Origin of the sequence: Roseococcus suduntuyensis, assembly GCF_014196305.1 — a bacterium.
In the GTDB taxonomy this organism is placed as follows: domain Bacteria; phylum Pseudomonadota; class Alphaproteobacteria; order Acetobacterales; family Acetobacteraceae; genus Roseococcus; species Roseococcus suduntuyensis.
This window is the reverse complement of the sequence record NZ_JACIDJ010000002.1, coordinates 290,753-309,006: the sequence shown is the minus strand read 5'-3', so window position 1 is coordinate 309,006 and position 18,254 is coordinate 290,753. Positions and strand designations below refer to the sequence as shown.

General features: G+C 69.9%; 19 protein-coding genes. 9 read left to right on the top strand and 10 right to left on the bottom strand.

What is annotated here, in order from left to right; translation table 11 throughout:
• Nucleotides 1-18 precede the first annotated feature (18 nt).
• Together GGQ83_RS07925 and GGQ83_RS07920 are read left to right on the top strand one after the other, a co-directional pair.
• A complete protein-coding gene (locus tag GGQ83_RS07925) occupies nucleotides 19-756 on the top strand; it encodes a trypsin-like serine peptidase (protein WP_184383242.1) in 738 nt (245 codons plus the stop codon).
• 31 nt (nucleotides 757-787) lie between these two features.
• The gene (locus tag GGQ83_RS07920; RefSeq protein ID WP_184383241.1) at nucleotides 788-1,261 is read left to right on the top strand and encodes an MOSC domain-containing protein; all 474 of its coding nucleotides are present in this window, start codon (nucleotides 788-790) and stop codon (nucleotides 1,259-1,261) included.
• Between the two features lie 15 nt (nucleotides 1,262-1,276).
• Here GGQ83_RS07920 and GGQ83_RS07915 read toward each other — a convergent pair whose 3' ends face one another.
• The 5 genes from GGQ83_RS07915 to miaA form a co-directional block, all read right to left on the bottom strand.
• Nucleotides 1,277-1,981, bottom strand: a complete 705-nt coding sequence (locus GGQ83_RS07915) for an alpha/beta hydrolase (RefSeq protein WP_184383240.1) — start codon at nucleotides 1,979-1,981, stop codon at nucleotides 1,277-1,279.
• Between the two features lie 82 nt (nucleotides 1,982-2,063).
• Nucleotides 2,064-3,080: a ketol-acid reductoisomerase gene (gene ilvC, locus GGQ83_RS07910; RefSeq protein WP_184383239.1), complete on the bottom strand. Its 1,017-nt coding sequence runs from the start codon at nucleotides 3,078-3,080 to the stop codon at nucleotides 2,064-2,066.
• 39 nt (nucleotides 3,081-3,119) lie between these two features.
• The gene (ilvN, locus tag GGQ83_RS07905) at nucleotides 3,120-3,635 is read right to left on the bottom strand and encodes an acetolactate synthase small subunit (protein WP_184383238.1); all 516 of its coding nucleotides are present in this window, start codon (nucleotides 3,633-3,635) and stop codon (nucleotides 3,120-3,122) included.
• A 156-nt stretch (nucleotides 3,636-3,791) separates the two neighbouring features.
• Nucleotides 3,792-5,606, bottom strand: coding sequence for an acetolactate synthase 3 large subunit (locus GGQ83_RS07900; protein ID WP_184383237.1), 1,815 nt, complete (start codon nucleotides 5,604-5,606; stop codon nucleotides 3,792-3,794).
• A gap of 33 nt (nucleotides 5,607-5,639) precedes the next feature.
• Nucleotides 5,640-6,620 (bottom strand): tRNA (adenosine(37)-N6)-dimethylallyltransferase MiaA, encoded by a 981-nt coding sequence (gene miaA / locus GGQ83_RS07895; protein WP_184383236.1) that lies wholly within the window; start codon nucleotides 6,618-6,620, stop codon nucleotides 5,640-5,642.
• Nucleotides 6,621-6,649: 29 nt separating this feature from the next.
• Between miaA and serB the strand changes: the two genes are divergently transcribed.
• Nucleotides 6,650-7,543, top strand: a complete 894-nt coding sequence (gene serB, locus GGQ83_RS07890) for a phosphoserine phosphatase SerB (protein ID WP_184383235.1) — start codon at nucleotides 6,650-6,652, stop codon at nucleotides 7,541-7,543.
• 137 nt (nucleotides 7,544-7,680) lie between these two features.
• On the opposite strand, the gene GGQ83_RS07885 is transcribed toward serB, so the two are convergent.
• The 3 genes from GGQ83_RS07885 to GGQ83_RS07875 form a co-directional block, all read right to left on the bottom strand.
• Nucleotides 7,681-7,878, bottom strand: a complete 198-nt coding sequence (locus GGQ83_RS07885) for a hypothetical protein (RefSeq protein ID WP_184383234.1) — start codon at nucleotides 7,876-7,878, stop codon at nucleotides 7,681-7,683.
• A gap of 99 nt (nucleotides 7,879-7,977) precedes the next feature.
• Nucleotides 7,978-9,399 carry an amidase gene (locus GGQ83_RS07880; RefSeq protein WP_184383233.1) on the bottom strand — a complete coding sequence of 474 codons (1,422 nt, stop codon included), beginning with the start codon at nucleotides 9,397-9,399 and terminating at the stop codon, nucleotides 7,978-7,980.
• Between the two features lie 16 nt (nucleotides 9,400-9,415).
• Nucleotides 9,416-11,554 carry a malate synthase G gene (locus GGQ83_RS07875; RefSeq protein ID WP_184383232.1) on the bottom strand — a complete coding sequence of 713 codons (2,139 nt, stop codon included), beginning with the start codon at nucleotides 11,552-11,554 and terminating at the stop codon, nucleotides 9,416-9,418.
• 144 nt (nucleotides 11,555-11,698) lie between these two features.
• On the opposite strand from GGQ83_RS07875, the gene GGQ83_RS07870 reads away from it, so the two are divergent.
• From GGQ83_RS07870 to GGQ83_RS07860, 3 genes are all read left to right on the top strand, one after another.
• On the top strand, nucleotides 11,699-13,261 hold the full coding sequence (locus tag GGQ83_RS07870) for a gamma-glutamyltransferase (RefSeq protein ID WP_184383231.1): 1,563 nt from the start codon (nucleotides 11,699-11,701) through the stop codon (nucleotides 13,259-13,261).
• A complete protein-coding gene (locus GGQ83_RS07865) occupies nucleotides 13,258-13,899 on the top strand; it encodes a GOLPH3/VPS74 family protein (RefSeq protein ID WP_184383230.1) in 642 nt (213 codons plus the stop codon). Before GGQ83_RS07870 ends, GGQ83_RS07865 begins: the two co-directional genes overlap by 4 nt.
• 108 nt (nucleotides 13,900-14,007) lie before the next feature.
• Nucleotides 14,008-15,003 (top strand): Bug family tripartite tricarboxylate transporter substrate binding protein, encoded by a 996-nt coding sequence (locus tag GGQ83_RS07860; RefSeq protein ID WP_184383229.1) that lies wholly within the window; start codon nucleotides 14,008-14,010, stop codon nucleotides 15,001-15,003.
• 40 nt (nucleotides 15,004-15,043) lie between these two features.
• On the opposite strand, the gene rutA is transcribed toward GGQ83_RS07860, so the two are convergent.
• Nucleotides 15,044-16,129 (bottom strand): pyrimidine utilization protein A, encoded by a 1,086-nt coding sequence (gene rutA / locus GGQ83_RS07855; protein ID WP_184383228.1) that lies wholly within the window; start codon nucleotides 16,127-16,129, stop codon nucleotides 15,044-15,046.
• 177 nt (nucleotides 16,130-16,306) lie between these two features.
• On the opposite strand from rutA, the gene GGQ83_RS07850 reads away from it, so the two are divergent.
• Complete coding sequence (locus GGQ83_RS07850; protein ID WP_184383227.1) at nucleotides 16,307-16,963, top strand: GOLPH3/VPS74 family protein; 657 nt, start codon at nucleotides 16,307-16,309, stop codon at nucleotides 16,961-16,963.
• 69 nt (nucleotides 16,964-17,032) lie between these two features.
• On the opposite strand, the gene GGQ83_RS07845 is transcribed toward GGQ83_RS07850, so the two are convergent.
• Nucleotides 17,033-17,410, bottom strand: a complete 378-nt coding sequence (locus GGQ83_RS07845; RefSeq protein WP_184383226.1) for a c-type cytochrome — start codon at nucleotides 17,408-17,410, stop codon at nucleotides 17,033-17,035.
• 125 nt (nucleotides 17,411-17,535) lie between these two features.
• Between GGQ83_RS07845 and GGQ83_RS07840 the strand changes: the two genes are divergently transcribed.
• Nucleotides 17,536-17,988 (top strand): TspO/MBR family protein, encoded by a 453-nt coding sequence (locus GGQ83_RS07840; protein WP_242534917.1) that lies wholly within the window; start codon nucleotides 17,536-17,538, stop codon nucleotides 17,986-17,988.
• Entirely contained in the window at nucleotides 17,988-18,254 is a 267-nt protein-coding gene (locus tag GGQ83_RS07835; protein WP_184383225.1) for a hypothetical protein, read from the top strand. The genes GGQ83_RS07840 and GGQ83_RS07835 overlap by 1 nt, the downstream gene beginning before the upstream one ends.

Below are 18,254 nucleotides of genomic sequence, written 5' to 3'. Positions count from 1 at the left end.
GGTGGAGGAGATGCTGCGATGAGACGGACGGCCCTTGCCCTGCTGGCCCTGCTGCTGGCCGGCCCCGCCTACGCCCAGACGAAATCCCCCGCGCCGGGCGGCGTGCCGCAGGCGGTGCCGCTGCCGGGTATCGGCAGCTTCGATCCTCGCGCGCCCGTCTCGATGGGCGAGGCGCCCTGGACCTCCATCGGCGTGGTGCAGACCCAGGGGGGCGGGCGCTGCACCGGCACGTTGATCGCGCCCGACCGGGTGCTGACCGCGGCCCATTGCCTGCTGCTGGTCCGCACCGGCGACTTCACCCATCCGCGCGGCGTGAGCTTCCTGCTGGGCTATGAGCGCGGCCGCTTCCGCGCGCGCGGCAGCGTCATCGGCTACCAGACGGGGCCAGGCTATGACCCCGCGCTGCGCGGGCCGGGGCGGGAGGATTGGGCCATCCTGACGCTGGCCCAGCCCATGCGGGGCGTGGCCCTGCCGCTGCTGGACCGGCCCGCCGCGCCGCGCACGCCGCTGGTGCTGGGCGGCTACCAGCAGGACCAGCCAGAGGTGCTCCTGGCCGATACCGGCTGCCGGCTGCTGGACCTGCGGGGCGGGCTGCTGCTGCATGACTGCGCGGGCACGCGCGGGGCCTCGGGCGCCCCGCTCCTGGTGCGGCAGGGGGCTGGCTGGGCGGTGGCGGGCATCGCCTCGCGCGTGGCGGCCGACATGGCGCTGGGCCAGGCGGTGGCGGTGGAGATGGTGCGGCCCGCCCTGCCTTGACCGCCGGCGCCGGGGCGCACAGCCTGGGCGCATGACATGGTCCGGCACGCTGCTCCACATCCACATCGCCCCGCGCGGCGGCGCGCCCATGGAGGCGCTGCCCGAGGCGCGGCTGCTGGAGGGGCAGGGCATCGAGGGCGACCGCTATTTGCTCGGCACCGGCACCTACAGCCCCAAGCCGCAGCGCGAACGCCAGGTGACGCTGATCGAGGTGGAGACGCTGGAGGCCCTGGCGCGCGACCACGCGCTGGAACTGGCGCCGCATGAGCACCGCCGGAACCTGACGGTGCGGGGCGTGCCGCTGAACCACCTGGTCGGCCAGCGCTTCCGGGTGGGGGAGGCGGTGCTGGAGGGGATCAGGCTGAACGTGCCCTGCCAGTATCTCGATGACCTGCTGGGGCGGCGGCTGTTCAAGCCGCTGACCAACCGTTCGGGGCTGAACTGCATCATCCTGCGGGGTGGCGTCATCCGGCCGGGGGATGTGCTGGCACCGGATGGCGTCTGATCGCCTCCGGTGGCCTCACCGGAGGCGTGAATCAGCCGCCTCGGCAAGGCCAAGAAAAGCGGCGATTTCGTCCACCACCGCCGGTTCGCCCATGCGGAGCCAGCGCGCGGCGGGGGTGAAGCCCGCCATGATGTCGATGTGCGAAAGCCGGGGCCAGACGACGTGGCGCACCGGCACTCCCGCCTGCCGCGCCCGTTCGGCCAGGATTTCGGAATGGTAGGGGCCCACCGTGGTGTCGCGCGCGCCGTGCAGCAGCAGCAGGGGCGGCGCGCCTTCCAGCGGCACGGGGGCGGCCTGGATGCGCTCCAGCCCCGCGAAGATGGCGGGCGGCGTCACCTCATGGGCGCCGAAATCATAGGGGCCTGAGATGCCGATGAAGCCGCGCATCTGCTCCCGCACGCCCCAGCGCGGATCGAGGGCGATGCAGGCGGCCAGGAAGGCGCCGGCGGAATGGCCCATGACGGTCACACCGCCGTGGCGCGTGGCCACCCAGCGCGCCGCCAGCGCCGCATCTTCCACAAAGCCAGGGTGGGCCACTTTGGGCCAGAGCCGGTAGTCGGCGATGGCAACCACGATGCCGCGCCGTGCGAGCGTCACGCCCACGAAGCCATAGTCGGCCCGGCTGCCGGAAACCCAGGCGCCGCCATGCAGGAAAAGCAAAGCGGGCGCGTTGGGCGTGTCATGTTCGGGCAGGTAGAGATCGAGACGTTGCCGGGGCAAGGGGCCGTAACCCAGCCCCGGCTGTAGGCGCACCCCGCCCCGCGGTGTCAGCAGACAGGCGAGGCGGGCGGGCGAGAACAGCTCAGTTCTTCGCCTTGTCCACCAGGGCGCCCTTCTTGATCCAGGGCATCATGCCGCGGAGCTTCTCGCCCACTTCCTCGATGGAGTGTTCGGCGAGGCGGCGGCGGGTGGCCTTGAAGCTGGCCTGGTTCACCTTGTTCTCCAGCATCCAGTCACGCGCGAACTTGCCCGACTGGATGTCATCCAGCACGCGCTTCATCTCGGCCTTGGTCTCGGCGGTGATGATGCGGGGGCCGGTGACGTATTCACCATACTCGGCCGTGTTGGAGATGGAGTAGTTCATGTTCGCGATGCCGCCCTCGTAGATCAGGTCCACGATGAGCTTCACCTCGTGCAGGCACTCGAAATAGGCCATCTCGGGGGCGTAGCCGGCCTCGACCAGCGTCTCGTAGCCACCCTTGATGAGCTCGACGAGGCCGCCGCAAAGCACCACCTGCTCGCCGAAGAGGTCGGTCTCGCACTCTTCCTTGAAGGTGGTCTCGATCACGCCCGAACGCCCGCCGCCGATGGCGCTGGCGTAGGAGAGCGCGATTTCGAGCACATTGCCCGAGGGGTTTTGCGCCACGGCCACCAGGCAGGGCACGCCGCCGCCCTTCTGGTATTCCGAACGCACCGTGTGGCCGGGGCCCTTGGGCGCGATCATGAACACGTCGAGATCGGCGCGCGGATCGAGCAGGTTGAAGTGCACGTTCAGGCCATGCGCGAAGGCGATGGCGGCACCGGGCTTCAGGTTGTCGTGCAGGTGGTCGCGGTAGAGGTCGCCCTGGCCCTCGTCGGGGGTCAGGATCATGACGATGTCGGCCCACTTGGCCGCATCGGCCGGCGACATGACCTTGAAGCCCGCGGCCTCGGCCTTCTTCGCGGAACCGCCCGGGCGCAGCCCGATGACAACGTCGGTGACGCCGCTGTCGCGCATGTTCATGGCATGGGCATGGCCCTGGGAGCCGAAGCCGATCACGGCGACCTTCTTCGCCTTGATCAGGTTCACATCGGCATCACGGTCGTAATAGACGCGCATCTCTCGCGCACTCCTGTGGTTATAGTCTTGAACTGGACGTCACAGCGCCATCTGCCGCGTGCCGCGGGCGATGGCAACCGCCCCGGTCCGGCAAATCTCAGCCAGCCCCAGCGGGCGCATCAGCGCGCAGAAGGCGTCGATCTTGTCGGCATTGCCGGTCATCTCAAAGACGAAGCTCTCCGTGGTGGCGTCCACCACGCGGGCGCGGAAGGCATCGGCCAGCCGCAGCGCCTCGACGCGATGGTCACCCGTGCCCACCACCTTGATCAGCGCCAGCTCGCGCACGAGGTGCGGGCCTTCCACCGTCAAATCCGCCACCTTGTGCACGGGCACCAGCCGGTCGAGTTGCGCCTTGATCTGCTCGATCACCATCTCGGTGCCGGAGGTCACGACGGTGATGCGCGACAGCCGCCCCTCGTCGTCCACCGGCGCCACGGTCAGGCTGTCAATGTTGTAGCCGCGGCCCGAGAACAGGCCGATCACGCGGGCCAGCACGCCCGCCTCGTTTTCCACCAGCACGGCGATCGTCGCCGTCCGCGTATCCATTCCAGACATTTTTTTCAGTCATCCAAGGCGGAAGTAATGGGAAGGGCGCATCCTCGGCGAATGCGGCCGCGAAGCGGACGCCGCGCCCAGACCTACCGTTTGGCACGTGCACCCATGATGGCGCGAAGCCAAGCGGCCGGAGGCCGCGCCCGGCGTCTGAGGGCATCAAACAAGGACCTTGCCCTCGTCCGTCACGCTGGCCGCGTTCTTCTCCTGGTCCGGCCCCAGGATCATCTCGTTGTGGGCCGCGCCCGACGGGATCATCGGGAAGCAGTTCTCCTTCTGGTCCACGCAGATGTCGGCGATCACCGGGCCGGGATGCGCGATCATCTCACGGATCACGTCGTCCAGCTCACCGAGCGACTTCGCGCGCAGCCCGCGCGCGTGGAAGCTTTCCGCCAGCTTCACGAAATCGGGCAGGGAGGCGCTGTAGCTCTCGGAATAGCGCCCGCCATGCAGCAGTTCCTGCCACTGGCGCACCATGCCCATGTACTCGTTGTTCAGGATGAACACCTTCACCGGCAGGCGATACTGCGCCAGCGTGCCCATCTCCTGGATGTTCATCAGGATGGAGGCCTCGCCCGCGACATCAATGCACAGCGCGTCGGGGTGGGCGATCTGCACGCCCATGGCCGCGGGCAGCCCGTAGCCCATGGTGCCGAGCCCGCCCGAGGTCATCCAGCGGTTCGGCTTGTCGAAGCCGAAATACTGCGCGGCCCACATCTGGTGCTGGCCCACCTCGGTCGAGATGAAGGTTTCGCGCCCCAGCTCCTGAGTGATCTCGAACAGGCGCTTCACCGCGTGCTGCGGCTTGATGATGGCGCCGGGTTCGGGGACCTGGGTGTAGGCCAGGCAGTTGATGGACCGCCAGCCGTCGATCTTGCGCCACCAGCCCAGCTGCGCGTCCTTCGCGATGGGCGTGTCGTCGCTGTTCCAGGCCTCGATCATCGCGGCCAGTACCTGGCCGGCATCGCCCAGGATGGCGACGTCCACCTTCACATTCTTGTTGATGGAGGAAGGATCAATGTCCGCATGGATCTTCTTCGAGCCCACGCTGAACTTGTCCAGCCGCCCCGTGATGCGGTCGTCGAAGCGCGCGCCGATGTTGAACATCACGTCGCAGCCATGCATGGCGAGGTTCGCCTCATAGGTGCCGTGCATGCCCAGCATTCCCAGGAATTGCGGGTCGCTGGCCGGATAGGCGCCGAGGCCCATCAGCGTGTTGGTGCAGGGCATGCCCGTCAGGCGCACGAATTCCGTCAGCAGGCGCGAGGCCTCGGGGCCCGAATTGATGACGCCGCCGCCGGCATAGATGATGGGCCGCTCGGACCGCTTCAGCAGTCGCACCGCCTCCAGGATCGCGTCGCGGTTGGGCGAGGTCACGGGGCGGTAGGAACGGTGGGGCGCCTCGGCCTTGGGCGCGTCCACATAGGGTGCCGGCTTGATCAGGATGTCCTTCGGCAGGTCAATCACCACCGGGCCCGGCCGGCCGGACTTCGCCACATAGAAGGCGTCATGCACCACGCGGGCCAGGTCCTCGCTGCGCTTCACCAGATAGTTGTGCTTGGTGGCGGGGCGGGTGATGCCGGTGGTGTCGGCCTCCTGGAAGGCGTCGTTGCCGATGAGGTGCGTGGGCACCTGGCCCGTGAGGCACACCACCGGGATGCTGTCCATCAGCGCGTCCACAAGGCCCGTCACGGCATTGGTCGCGCCGGGGCCGGAGGTGACCAGCACCACGCCCACCTTGCCGGTGGAGCGAGCATAGCCCTCCGCGGCATGCACCGCCGCCTGCTCGTGCCGCACCAGGATGTGGCGGATGTGGTTCTGCTGGAACAGCGCGTCATAGATCGGCAGCACGGCGCCGCCGGGATAGCCGAAGATGACGTCCACGCCCTGGTCCTTCAGCGCGCGCAGGACGACCTCGGCGCCCGACAGATGGTCGGTGGCGGCGGGGGCGGGGGGCGTGGCGGTGGCGGACATGATGGGTTCCGGAAATGTGCGACTGCGAAGGGCTTACGGGGGTGGAATGGCCCCGTCAACACCCTCACGAAGAAACGCGAAGATTTTTGCCTGTTCGCTTTCTGAAAATTGCGCCAAAGATGCGAAACGCGCATTGATGATATGCGCCCGCTGCGGAGCGGCAAAGGGGACGTGCCGCGCGGCCATCAGCGGCTGATGGCGGAACCAGGTGGCCTGGCGCCGTGTATAGGCGCCTGTGTTGGCGATGGCGCGGCGGCTGGCCTCGTCCCCGGTGATCTCGCCACGCAGCAGCGCAGCCAGCTCGGGCACGCCATGGGCGCGCATGGCGGGCAGGGCGGGGTCGAGGCCCTGGGCCAGCAGCGTCGCGACCTCCTCGCGCGCGCCGCCTGTCAGCATGGCCTGCCACCGCGCCGCGATGGCCGCGCGCAGCTCCGCGCGCGGTGGGTCGAGAAGGATGGCGCGGAAGGCGTAGGGCGCCGGCGGCAGCAAGGGCGCCGCGCGCTGCCAATGCGCGAGGCTCCGCCCCGTGCTGAGCCACACCTCATGCGCGCGGGCGATACGCTGGCTGTCCGAGGGGCGGATCAGCGCCGCATCCTCCGCGTTCAGTCGCGCGTGCAGGGCTTCGGGGCCCAGTTCCGCCAGCAGGGCGCGCGCCTCGGCGCGGGCGGCCGGCGTCACGTCGGGCAGCGCCGAAAGGCCCTGGGTCAACGCGCGCAGATACATGCCCGTGCCGCCGCAGAGGATGGGCAAGCTTGCCCCTTCCATCGCCTCCAGCGCTGCCGCGCGCCACCAGGCCACGCTGCCTACCACCGACGCCGGCAGCACGCCATAGAGGGCGTGGGGCGCGCGGGCCTCCTCCTCCGGCGTGGGCCGGGCGGTCAGCACGCGCAGCTCGCGATAGCACTGCATGGCGTCGGCATTGATGACGGTGCCGCCCAGCCGCTCGGCCAGTGCCAGCGCCAGGGCCGATTTCCCGCTGCACGTCGGCCCGGCGATGATGAGGGCTTGGCGCATCACGCCGCACCCGGCATGGTCCGCCCGCCATGCCCCATATGCTGACCCTGACCGCCGCGCCCGGCGCGCTGACCCCGGACCATCTGCGCGTCGCCCGCGCCGCCCTCTCGGCGCTGGGCGCCGACCTGGACGCGGCCGAATGGCTGTCGGAGGGCGAGGCGGTGGACCAGCCCTTCACGGCCCTCGCCGCCGAGCAGGCGGAGGCCGCCGTGCGGGCCGCGCTGGGCGACGCCCCGCTCGACCTGATCGCCCAGCCCCGCGACGGTCGCCGCAAGAAGCTGCTGCTGGCCGACATGGACAGCACCATCGTCACCAGCGAGACCCTGGACGAGATCGCCGCCTTCGCGGGCCTGAAGGAGCAGATCGCGGAAATCACCCGCCGCTCCATGAATGGCGAGCTGGATTTCGCCCAGGCGCTGACCGCGCGCGTCGCCATGCTGCGCGGCCTGGAGGACACGGCGCTGGAAGCCACCTGGAAGGCCACCGAACTCACGCCCGGCGCGGCCGAGCTGGTCGGCACCATGCGGGCAAATGGCGCCCACACCGCGCTGGTCTCGGGCGGCTTCACCTTCTTCACCGCGCGCGTGGCGGAACTCGTGGGCTTTCATGAGCACCATGCCAATACGCTGCTGGTCGAGGAGGGCAAGCTGACGGGCGCGGTGGGCCAGCCCATCCTGGACCGCGACGCCAAGCTCGCCACGCTCAAGCGCCTGGCGGCGCAGCTCGGCGTCCCGCTGGCCGAGGCCGCGACGGTGGGCGATGGCGCCAATGACCTGGCCATGATCCAGGCCGCGGGGCTGGGTGTCGCTTTCCGCGCCAAGCCCGTGGTGGCGGCCGCGGCGCGCCACCGGCTGGAACATGCGGATTTGCGAGGGCTGCTGTTCGCCCAGGGCTACCGCGCGGCGGAATTCCGCCGAGGCTGAAGCCGCCCGTTGCTCCGCGAGCCTCTCCCTGGCGCCGCGGATTACTCCGCGAGCCTCTCCCTTGCGCCGCGGATTACTCCGCCAGCCTCTCCCTGGCGCCGCAGATTACTCCGCGAGCCTATCCCTGGCGCCGCGGATTACTCCGCGGCGACGCGGGGAACGGGCAAGGGCACGATGGTCGCGTCGGTGAAGGCGCGGGGCTCGTGGCGCATGTCGAAGATGTCGGTGGTCTCGACGGGCAGCGCCAGCACGAAGGGGTGCGGGGCCTCGCGCCGTGCGGGGCCGGCGGAGATCTGGCGGCGACGTGCCAGGATCAGGGGCTTCAGAACACGCATGGTTCCCTCCACTCCGGCCCTCGCGGAGGTTCGGGTTGCCCCCGTTCCGCCACGGCGCCGCCTTGACTGTGGCGGCGTCAAAGCATCTTTGCGCTTTGGTTACAAGGCCGGGGCGCTGGGAACCTGCAATGCGATTTCCAGGGAACGCGCGGCGCGGAAGCACAGATCGTCGCGGTAGAGCGCCGCCGCCACCTGCACCGCGCGCGGCATTCCTTCTGAATCAAGGCCCACGGGCACGGAGATGGCCGGCTGGCGGGTCAGGTTGAAGGCGAAGGTCCAGGGCGCCCAGTCCCGCCAGAGGGCGGTCTCGGGGTGCAGGGTGGGCTGGTCGGCTGCGAAGGCGGCGGTCGGAGTCGCGGCCGTCAGCACCAGGTCGAATCGCTGGTGGAAGCGCGCCATGGCGTGCGCGGCCTCGATGCGGAGCGCGTCGGCGCCCAGGAAATCCACGGCCGACATGCGGGACTGGCGCTCGGCCACCTCCATGATCCCGGCATCGAGCAGCCCGCGCGATTCCTCGGGGATGGAGGCGACCAGCCGCGCCAGCGCCACACCCCAGACCCGGCCGAAGATGGCGCGGGTGTCGGGGAGCGCCGGGTCCGCTTCCTCGACATGTGCGCCGGCGGCTTCCAGGGCGCGGGCGGCCTGGAGCAGGGCCTCCTCGCCTTCGGCGTCCAGCGGTGCCTCGAAGCCCAGGCGGCGGACTATGGCGACGCGCAGTCCGGCCACGCCCTCCTCGATGCCGTCACGCCAGTCGCGGTTCTCATCCGGCAGGCAGAAGGGGTCGCGCAGGTCATGGCGGGCCATGGCGTTCATCATCAGCGCGGCGTCGCGCACCGAACGCGCCATGGGCCCGGCCACCGCCACATTGGCGAAGGCGCCGAGCGGCCATTGCGGCACGCGCCCGAAGCTGGGCTTCACGCCCACCACGCCGCAGAAAGCGGCCGGGATGCGGATGGAGCCCCCAGCATCGGTGCCGATGTGCAGCGGGCCGAAGCAGGCGGCGGCGGCCGCGCCGGCGCCGGAGGAGGAGCCGCCCGGCGTGCGCTCGCGGTTCCACGGGTTGCGGGTGATGCCGTGCAGCGGGCAGTCGCCCGGGGACTTCCAGCCGAATTCGGTGGTTGTGGTCTTGCCCAGGATCACCGCGCCCGCCGATTTCAGGCCGAGCACAGAGGGTGCGTCCTCGCCGGCCGGCGTCGCCTCGGTCGCACGGCTGCCGCGGCGGGTGGGGAAGCCCGCCAGGTTCAGCAGGTCCTTCACCGTGCAGGGCACGCCATCGAGCGGCCCCATGGGGCGGCCGGCGGCCCAGCGCGCCTCGCTCTCGCCCGCCTGGGCCAGGGCGCGGGGGTTCATCGCGGCGAAGGCGTTGACCCAGGGGTTCATGCGCGCCACGCGCTCCATCACGGCCTTCAGCGCCTCGACGGGCGAGAGGGCGCGGCGGGCGTAGAGGCCGAGCAGTTGCTCGGCCTCCATCAGGGCGGGGTCGGTGGGAATGGTCACGCCGCCCCCGATCGCGTGAGGCATGAAGCGGCGGCGGCCATCACGCCCCCTTCGCCACGCGACGGAACTTGGTCAGCAGGAATTCCGTGTAGCCATTGGGCTGCGCCGCGCCCTCCAGCACCAGGGCCAGCGCACCCTGGAAGGCCGGACCGTCGAAATTGGGCGCCATGGCGACATAGGCCCCATCGCCCGCATTCTGCTTGTCCACCACGCCGGCCATGCGCTTCATCGTCTCGACCACCTGTGCCTCGCTCACGATGCCGTGGCGCAGCCAGTTGGCGATGTGCTGGGCGGAGATGCGCAGCGTCGCGCGGTCCTCCATCAGGCCGACATTGTTGATGTCGGGCACCTTGGAGCAGCCGACGCCCTGGTCCACCCAGCGCACCACATAGCCCAGGATGCCCTGGGCGTTGTTGTCCAGCTCGGCCTGCAGGTCGGCCGGCGCCCAGTTGGTGTTGGTGGCGACAGGAACCGTCAGCAGGTCGGAGAGCTGGGCGCGACGGCCGCCCTTGGCGATTTCCTCCTGGCGCGCGGCCACATCCACCTGGTGGTAGTGCAGCGCGTGCAGCGTGGCGGCGGTGGGTGAGGGCACCCAGGCGGTGTTCGCACCCGCCTTGGGGTGGCCCACCTTCTGCTCCAGCATGGCGGCCATGGCGTCGGGCATGGCCCACATGCCCTTGCCGATCTGCGCGCGGCCGCGCAGCCCGCACATCAGGCCGATGTCCACGTTCCAGTCCTCATAGGCCTTGATCCAGGCCGTGCCCCGCATGTCGTTCTTGCGGATCATGGGGCCGGCTTCCATCGAGGTATGGATCTCGTCGCCCGTGCGGTCGAGGAAGCCCGTGTTGATGAAGCACACGCGCTCGGACGCGGCCGCGATGCAGGCCTTGAGGTTGACGGTGGTGCGCCGCTCCTCGTCCATGATGCCCATCTTCAGCGTAGCGTGCGGCAGGCCGAGCACCTTCTCCACGCGGCCGAACAGCTCCACCGCCCAGGCCACTTCCTTCGGCCCGTGCATCTTGGGCTTCACGATGTAGACCGAGCCCGCGCGGGAATTGAGCCGCTTGCCCTTGATGTCATGGATGGCGATGAGGCTGGTCACCATCGCGTCCAGGATGGTCTCGGCCGTCTCCGCGCCGTCCCAGGTGACGGCGTCGGTCATCATGTGGTGGCCCACATTGCGCACCAGCATGACCGAGCGGCCGGGCAGCGTCAGCGTCGAGCCATCGGGGGCGGTGTAGACGCGGTCCTCGTTCAGGCGGCGGGTGATGGTCTTGCCGCCTTTCTCCAGATCGGCGCTCAGCGAGCCGTTCATCAGGCCGAGCCAGTTGCGGTAGACCGCGACCTTGTCCTCGGCATCCACGGCGGCCACGCTGTCCTCACAGTCCTGGATGGTGGTCAGCGCCGATTCCAGGATGAGGTCCGCCACACCCGCCGCATCCTCCTTGCCGATGGGGTGGTTGCGGTTGATCACCAGCTCCGCGTGCAGGCCGTTGTGGCGGAACAGGATGGAGGAGGGCGAGGCGGCATCACCCGTATAGCCTGCGAAGCGCTCCTTGAACTTCAGCACCGTGGCGCCGCCGCCCGAGAGCGTGACCGACAGCGCCCCATCCTTCACCACATACTTGAGCGCCTCGGCATGGCCGGCACCCAGCAGCGGCACCATGCTGTCCAGCGTCTTGCGCGCGAAGGTGATGACGCGCTGGCCGCGGGCGGGGTTGTAGCCGCCGCCCCGCGTGGCGCCCTCGGTCTCCGGGATGGCATCGGTGCCATAGAGCGCATCATAGAGGCTGCCCCAGCGGGCATTGGCCGCGTTCAGCGCGTAGCGGGCGTTGGAGACCGGCACCACCAGCTGCGGGCCCGCGATGGCGCCCATCTCGGGGTCGGTGTTCGCGGTGGTCACCTGCACCTCGCCCGGCTCGGGCAGCAGGTAGCCGATCTCGCGCAGGAAGGCCTCATAGGCCGGCACATCAATGGGGCGGGCGGGGTTGGCCTGGTGCCAGGCGTCGATCTTGGCCTGGAGCGCGTCACGCTCGGCCAGCAGCTCCGCGTTGCGGGGGCCGAGCTCGGCCAGGATGGCGGCGAAGCCATCCCAGAAGGCCTCGGGGCTGACGCCGGTGCCGGGCAGGGCTTCGGTTTCCAGGAAGGTCTTCAGCACGGGGGCGACGTTCAGCGTCATTTCACTCTCCAGCAGCCGGGGTCATCATGGGCTTTAAGCAACATCGGCGGGCTGTGAAAGGGGCGGGTGTTCCAATGGGGCGCCCCGTTGGAGGTGGCGCGTCCCTCTGGCACCATGGGTTCCAAACCCGGAGAGAGACGCCGCATGACGATCCAGCCCCACCTCACGCAGAACTGGCACATCCGCAAGCCCGCGGGCCGCGCGGCGGGGGGGATGGTGGCCAGCCAGGCGCGGGCGGCGGCCGAGGCGGGGGCGGAAATCCTGCGCGCGGGCGGCACGGCGGCCGATGCGGCGGTGGGGGCGGCCTTCGCCCTGGCCACGGTGGAGCCCTGGAACAGCGGCCTCGGCGGCATCGGCTTCGCCCAGGTGATGGCGCCGGGCACTTCCTGCCAGACCTTCGATTTCGGCCCGGTGGCCCCGCGCGGGCTCGACCCCTCGGCCTATCCGCTCACGGGGCGGCAGAAGCAGGACCTGTTCTCCTGGCCCGAGGTGGTGGGGGATGTGAACATCCATGGGCCGAAATCGGCGCTGATCCCCTCCTCGGTGGCCGGGTATGCGCTGCTGCATGAACGGCACGGGCGGATGCCGCTGCGCGATGTCATGGCGCCCGCCGTGGCGCTGGCCAGGCGCGGCCTGCCGCAGGACTGGTACACGACGCTCAAGATCGCCGCGAGCGCCGCCGTGCTGCGCCTCTATGAGGAGAGTGCCCGCATCTACCTGCCGGGCGGCCTGCCCCCCATCGCGCCCTACCAGGGCACGCCGGGCTTCATGCCGCAGGGACGCCTTGCCGACACGCTGGAGCGGTTGCAGCACGCCGGGCTGCGCGACTTCTACGAGGGCGACATCGCGCGCGAGATCGCGGCCGACATGAAGGCCATGGGGGGCTTCGTCACGGAGGACGACCTCCGCGCCTGCCAGGCCCGCAGCCTGCCCGCCATCGAGGCGCGCTTCCGCGACCGGACCTGGATGCTGGCGGCGGGGCTGACGGCAGGGCCGACGCTGGCCGCCGTGCTGCGCCGCATGGAGGAGGCCCCCTACACCGCCGCCCCCGATGCCGCCTGGTATGCCCATCTCGCCCGGGCGCTGCGCGAAGCCTATGCCGAGCGGCTGGAGGTGCTGGGCGATGCCGAGCCCGCCGCCGCCGACAGCTGCACCACCCACCTGACCACCTGCGACAAGGACGGGATGATGGTGGCGATGACCACCACGCTGCTCTCCTCCATGGGCAGCCGCATGGTGCTGCCGCGCACCGGCGTGCTGATGAACAATGGCGTGATGTGGTTCGACCCGACGCCGGGCAGTGCCAACGCCATCGCGCCAGGCAAGCGGCCGCTGTGCAACATGTGCCCCGTCATCATGCTGGACGGAAAGGGGAACCCCGAGATCGCGGGTGGAGCCTCGGGCGGGCGGCGCATCATGGCCGCCGTGTTCCAGCTGCTCTCCTATGTGGCGGACTTCGCCATGGATCCGGAGGCGGCTGCGCACCACCCGCGCCTGGATGTGAGCGGGCCCGACCGCGTCACCGCCGACCGGCGGCTGGGCGAGGCTGTTCATGCCGCGCTGCGCGCCGACAGCCCGCTGGAGGTGGTGGAGCATGGGGTGATGCCGCTGAACTTCGCCTGCCCCAACCTCATCCAGCGCAAGGCGGGCATGACCATCGGCATCACGGATGCCATGTCGCCCTGGTCGGCGGCCGTGGCCGAATGAGCCAGGCGCTCTCGCTGCCGGAGGAGATCGTCCTCCTCACCCTGGACGACGCCACGGGCCGCCCCGTGGGGCGGCAGGGGCCGGCCGGGGGGCTGGCGCTGGCGGGCGCGCTGATGATGGAACTGGCCCTGGCCGGCCGCATTGACACCGACCGCGACCGTCTGGAGGTGCTTTCCACCGAACCCTTGGGCGATGCGGCGCTGGATGGCGCCCTGGCGCGGATCGCCCAGGTGGAGGACAGCCGGGGCGCGCTGATGCTGCTGGCGCGCGAGGAAGCCGCGCTGCGCGCCACCATCCTGGCGCGGCTGGAAGAACAGGGCCTGCTGCGCCGGGTGGATGGCCGCGTGCTGCTGATCTTCCCCGAGCGCCGCTGGCTCAAGCCCGAGGACCGCCCGGAGCCGCGCGAGGTCCGTGCCCGCCTGCTGCGCGCCATCGAGACCGACGACATCCCCGAGCCGCGCGAGGCGCTGCTGCTGGGCTTGGCGCGCGCCACGGCCCTGCTGCCGCTGCTGCTGCCGGCCGAATTGCTGGCCATTCGGCAGGAGCGCGTGGCCTTCCTGGCGGGGCTTGAGGCGCTGAACCGATCCTTGGCGCAGGCGGTGGGCGATCTCTACTCGATCCGTATGCGGTCGGGCTGAGTGGCACGTCTCTTGCTTGAGTCTGAGAGCGCAACGAAATCCTGCGGGGTTATTGCCTTGTTGTAAGGCAGACACCCGGCGGGGCCGCGCCCTGGGAGATCAGATTTCATGCAACGTCGCCAAATCTTCGGCATGGCCGCTGGCCTCATCGCCGCGCCGCTCGCCGCGCCCGCCATCGCCAATGCCCAGGCCAACTGGCCGGGCAGCCGTCCCATCCGCCTGGTCGCGCAGTTCCCTCCCGGCGGGCTGGTGGACACCGTCACGCGCCTCGCCGCGCCGCCACTCTCTCGCGCGCTGGGCGGGCACAGCGTGGTGGTGGAGAACCGCGCGGGCGCGGGCGGCGTCATCGGCACGGACTATGTGGCGAAGCAGCCGGCCGATGGCCACACCTTCCTGATGACGCACGCTTCCGTGATGGTCTATTCGGCCGCCACCCTGCCGCGCCTGCCCTTCGACCCCATCCGCGACTTCACCCATCTGGGCCTGCTGGTCGAGGCGACGAGCGTCCTGCTGGTGCGTGGCGACAGCCCCATCCGCACCTTCGCCGACTTCCTGGAAGCCGCGCGCACGCGGCCCACGCGCTATGGCTCCTCGGGCATCGGCTCGGCGCCGCACATGCTGGGCGCCATGCTGGGCGGGCTCGCCAACCTCACCCAGCTCGACCACTCGCCCTATGCCGGCAGCGCGCCCGCGCTGAACGACCTGATGGGCGGCCATATCGAGAGCTTCATCGACCCCATCACCACCAATGTGAACAACATGAAGAACGGCGTGCTGCGCGCGCTGGCCGTATCCTCCGCGCAGCGCCTGGCCGACTTCCCCGACCTCCCCACCTTCGCGGAGCTGGGCTTCCCGAGCTTGGTGCAGACGCAATGGGTGGGCATGTCCGCCCCGCGCAACCTGCCCGAGCCCATCGCGCAGCGGATGATGGCCGAGATCCCCAAGATCATCCAGGACCAGGCCTTCATCCAGCGCATGACGGAACTCCAGACCCTGCCGCGCAACCCGATCCCGCTGGGCCCGGATTTCGTGCGGATCATGGAGGCCGACCAGGCCGTCGCCCGCCAGGTGGCCGAGCGCTACAACATCCGCGCCGGCGCCTGACAACGGCCGGGGGCGCCCGTCGCGGCGCCCCCGGACCCCTTCACTCCGCGGCCAGTTGCAGCCGGTCCTGGCGGCATTGCATCAGCGGCTGGATGCGGGTGCCGAACATCTCGATCCCCTCCAGGAAGTCGTCGAAGCACAGCATGATGCCCTTCACCCCGGGCATCGCCGCCACCTCGTCCAGCATGCGCGCGCAGGTGGCGGGGCTGCCCACGATGGTGCCCATGTTGAAGTTGATGGGCGAGGGGCTGCGCTGGATGGAAGCCGCCATGGAGGTCGCCTCGGTGTTCACGTCCGCCGCCGCATGGCCGAGCAGGTGCGCCAGCGCCGCGCGGTCCGCACCCTTCTGGTAGCTGTCCCATTTGGCGAGCGCGGCTTCGTCCGTCTCGTCGCAGATGACCATGTAGAGCATGTAGGCCCCCACATCGCGCCCGGTCTTCTTCGCGTGCTCCAGCACCCGGGCGGGGACGGAGGCGGCCTTGGTGGGTTCGTTCACGCCCTCGCCCAGGCAGAAATTGTAGTTGCAGTAGGTGGCGCCGAACTCCATGCCGCGGTCCGACTGGCCGGCGCTGACGATCTCGATGGGCTTGGAGGGACGGGGGCTCAGCTTGCACTTGTCCATCTGGAAGTAGGTGCCCTTGCGGTCGCTCTCACCCGTCTCCCAGAGGTCGCGCAGAATTTGCACGTATTCGGTGCTGTAGTCGTATCGCTTGCCGAAATGTTCATCGCCCGGCCACAGGCCCATCTGGGTGTATTCCACCTTGTGCCAGCCCGAGACGATGTTCACCCCGAAGCGCCCGCCCGAGATGTTGTCGATCGTGGCCGTCATCCGCGCCACGATGGCGGGCGGGATGGTCAGGACGGCGGTCGAGGCGAAGAGCTTGATGCGCGAGGTGACGGCCGCGAGGCCCGCCATGAGGGTGAAGCTCTCCAGCCCATGGTCCCAAAACTCGGTCTTGCCGCCGAATCCATGCAGCTTGATCATGGAGAGGGCGAAATCCATGCCGTAGCCCTCGGCCTTCTGCACCACCTGCCGGTTCAGCTCGAAGCTCGGCATGTATTGGGGCGCGTTCTCCGAGATCAGCCACCCATTGTTGTTGATGGGGATGAAGACGCCGATATCCATCGCTTGGGCCCTCGCCTTGGGGGCCGCCGGGGCGGCCGCGGTTGTTGCGCGGGTGCGACGCAGCAAACCCCATGCCAGGAGATGGCCCCTCCCTCGCTGGACAGCGCCCCCGCGCACGGACAACATCGGACGGAAGCGCGGGAGCCTCCCGCGCACCCCAGACCCGGAGCCGCGGCCATGACGCCCAACATGCCGGAGGAGATCATGCTCCTCCTGCTCGACAACAAGACGGGCCGTCCCGTCGGCCTGCCGGCCCCGGCCGGCGACTATGCGATCGCCACCGCCATCCTGATGCAGCTCTCGCTCGATGGGCGTATCGACACCGACCTCGACCGGCTGACGGTGGTGAACGAGGCCCCCTCGGGCGACCCGGTGCTGGACGAGGCGCTGGCCGTCATCGCCCGCGGCCCGCATGGGCATGACAGCCGCCACTGGATCGTGGAGCTCGGCCGCAACGCCGAGCATTACCGCGGCATGGTGCTGGACCAGCTCGTGGCCAAGGGCATCCTGCGGCTGGAGGAGGGGCGCTTCCTCTGGGTCTTCCCCGACCGTCGCTACCCCAAGGGCCCGCTGGGCGAGGCGGAGGTGCGCGAGGTGCGCGCCCGCCTGCGCGCCGTGCTGCTGCAGGACGAAATCCCGGACCCGCAGGACGCGCTGCTGGTGGGCCTTGCCCGCTCGGCCGGCCTCATCCCGCTGATCCTGACGCCCGAGGAGCAGAACCGCGCGGGCAAGCGCGTGGACCAGGTGGCGGATCTGGAGGAACTCAGCCGCACCCTGTCCAATGTGACGCGCGAGGTCTTCGCCGTGATGCTGGCCTTCGCCGGCGCGCATTGACGGCGGCATGAAAAAAGGCGCCGACCTGATGGCCGGCGCCTTCCTTGGTTTGGCGCTGGTGGCGCCGTATCAGCGCTGGGCCTGCAGATAGGCCAGCAGGTCGTTCAGCTGCTGCTCGTTGCGGATGCCGGCGAAGGCCATGGAGCCGCCGGGCACCACGTCACGCGGGGCGGCGAGGTACCTGCGGAGATTGTCCTCGTTCCACACGAGGCCGGCCTGGGCCACCGTCTGCATGCCGGCGGAATAGCGGAAGCCCTGGATGGAGCCCGCCGGACGCTCCCACACGCCGTGCAGGTTGGGGCCCACGCCGTTGCGGCCGCCCTCGTTGATGGTGTGGCAGGCACGGCACTGGTTGAAGACGCGTTGGCCGGCCGCCGCGTCCTGCGCCATGGCGGCGCCGAAGGGAGCAAAGGCGAAGACGGCGCCCAGGATCATCAAAGCCCGCATATGGAAATCTCCTCCTCGATCACGGTTCATACCCATTTGTGGGAAGTGTGGGCAAAGCCGCAAGCCCATGTGATCACTTCGCCACCGCAACGGGATAAAGGCACAACCCTGTGAACGAAAGATGGTTGCCATTGGTCCTGGGTGTGGCCTGGGCCATGGGCACGGCGCTGCTGGGGGCTTCGCTCACCACGATCGGGCCCTGGTACCAGGGGTTGACGCGGCCTTGTTTCCAGCCCCCCGACTGGGCCTTCGGCCCAGCCTGGACCTTGATTTTCGCGCTCTCCGGCTACGCGCTGATGCGTGCCTGGCGGGCCGGGGCGGGGCGGCTTCTGCTCGGCGTCTTTGTGCTGAACGGGGTGCTGAACGCGCTGTGGACTTTCCTCTTTTTCACCTCGCGGAGACCTGACTGGGCATTGATCGAAATCGTTCCGCTGTGGCTGTCCATCCTGGCGATGATCTGGCTTGCGGCCCGGCATGACCGCGTCGCGGCCTGGTGCATCGCCCCCTACATCGCCTGGGTGAGCTTCGCCGCCATGCTGAACCTCGCCATCGTGCAGCTGAACGGGCCCTTCGGCTGATGCAGGCCCTGTTCGATACGGGCCGCGCCGCGGACCTCGTGCTGCTGGCCTTGGCCCTGGAGGCCGTGGGGCTCTGGGCGTTGCGGCGCTGGTTGGGGCAGGGGCCGGGGCTGGCGGCGATGCTGCCCTTTCTCCTGGCCGGGGCCGCCTTCGCCCTCGCGCTGCGGGCGGCGCTGACCGGGGCGGGCTGGGCTCTCGTGGCCCTGCCGCTGCTTGCCGCCTTTGCCGCGCATATGTGGGATATCACGCGACGGTGGCGGCGATAG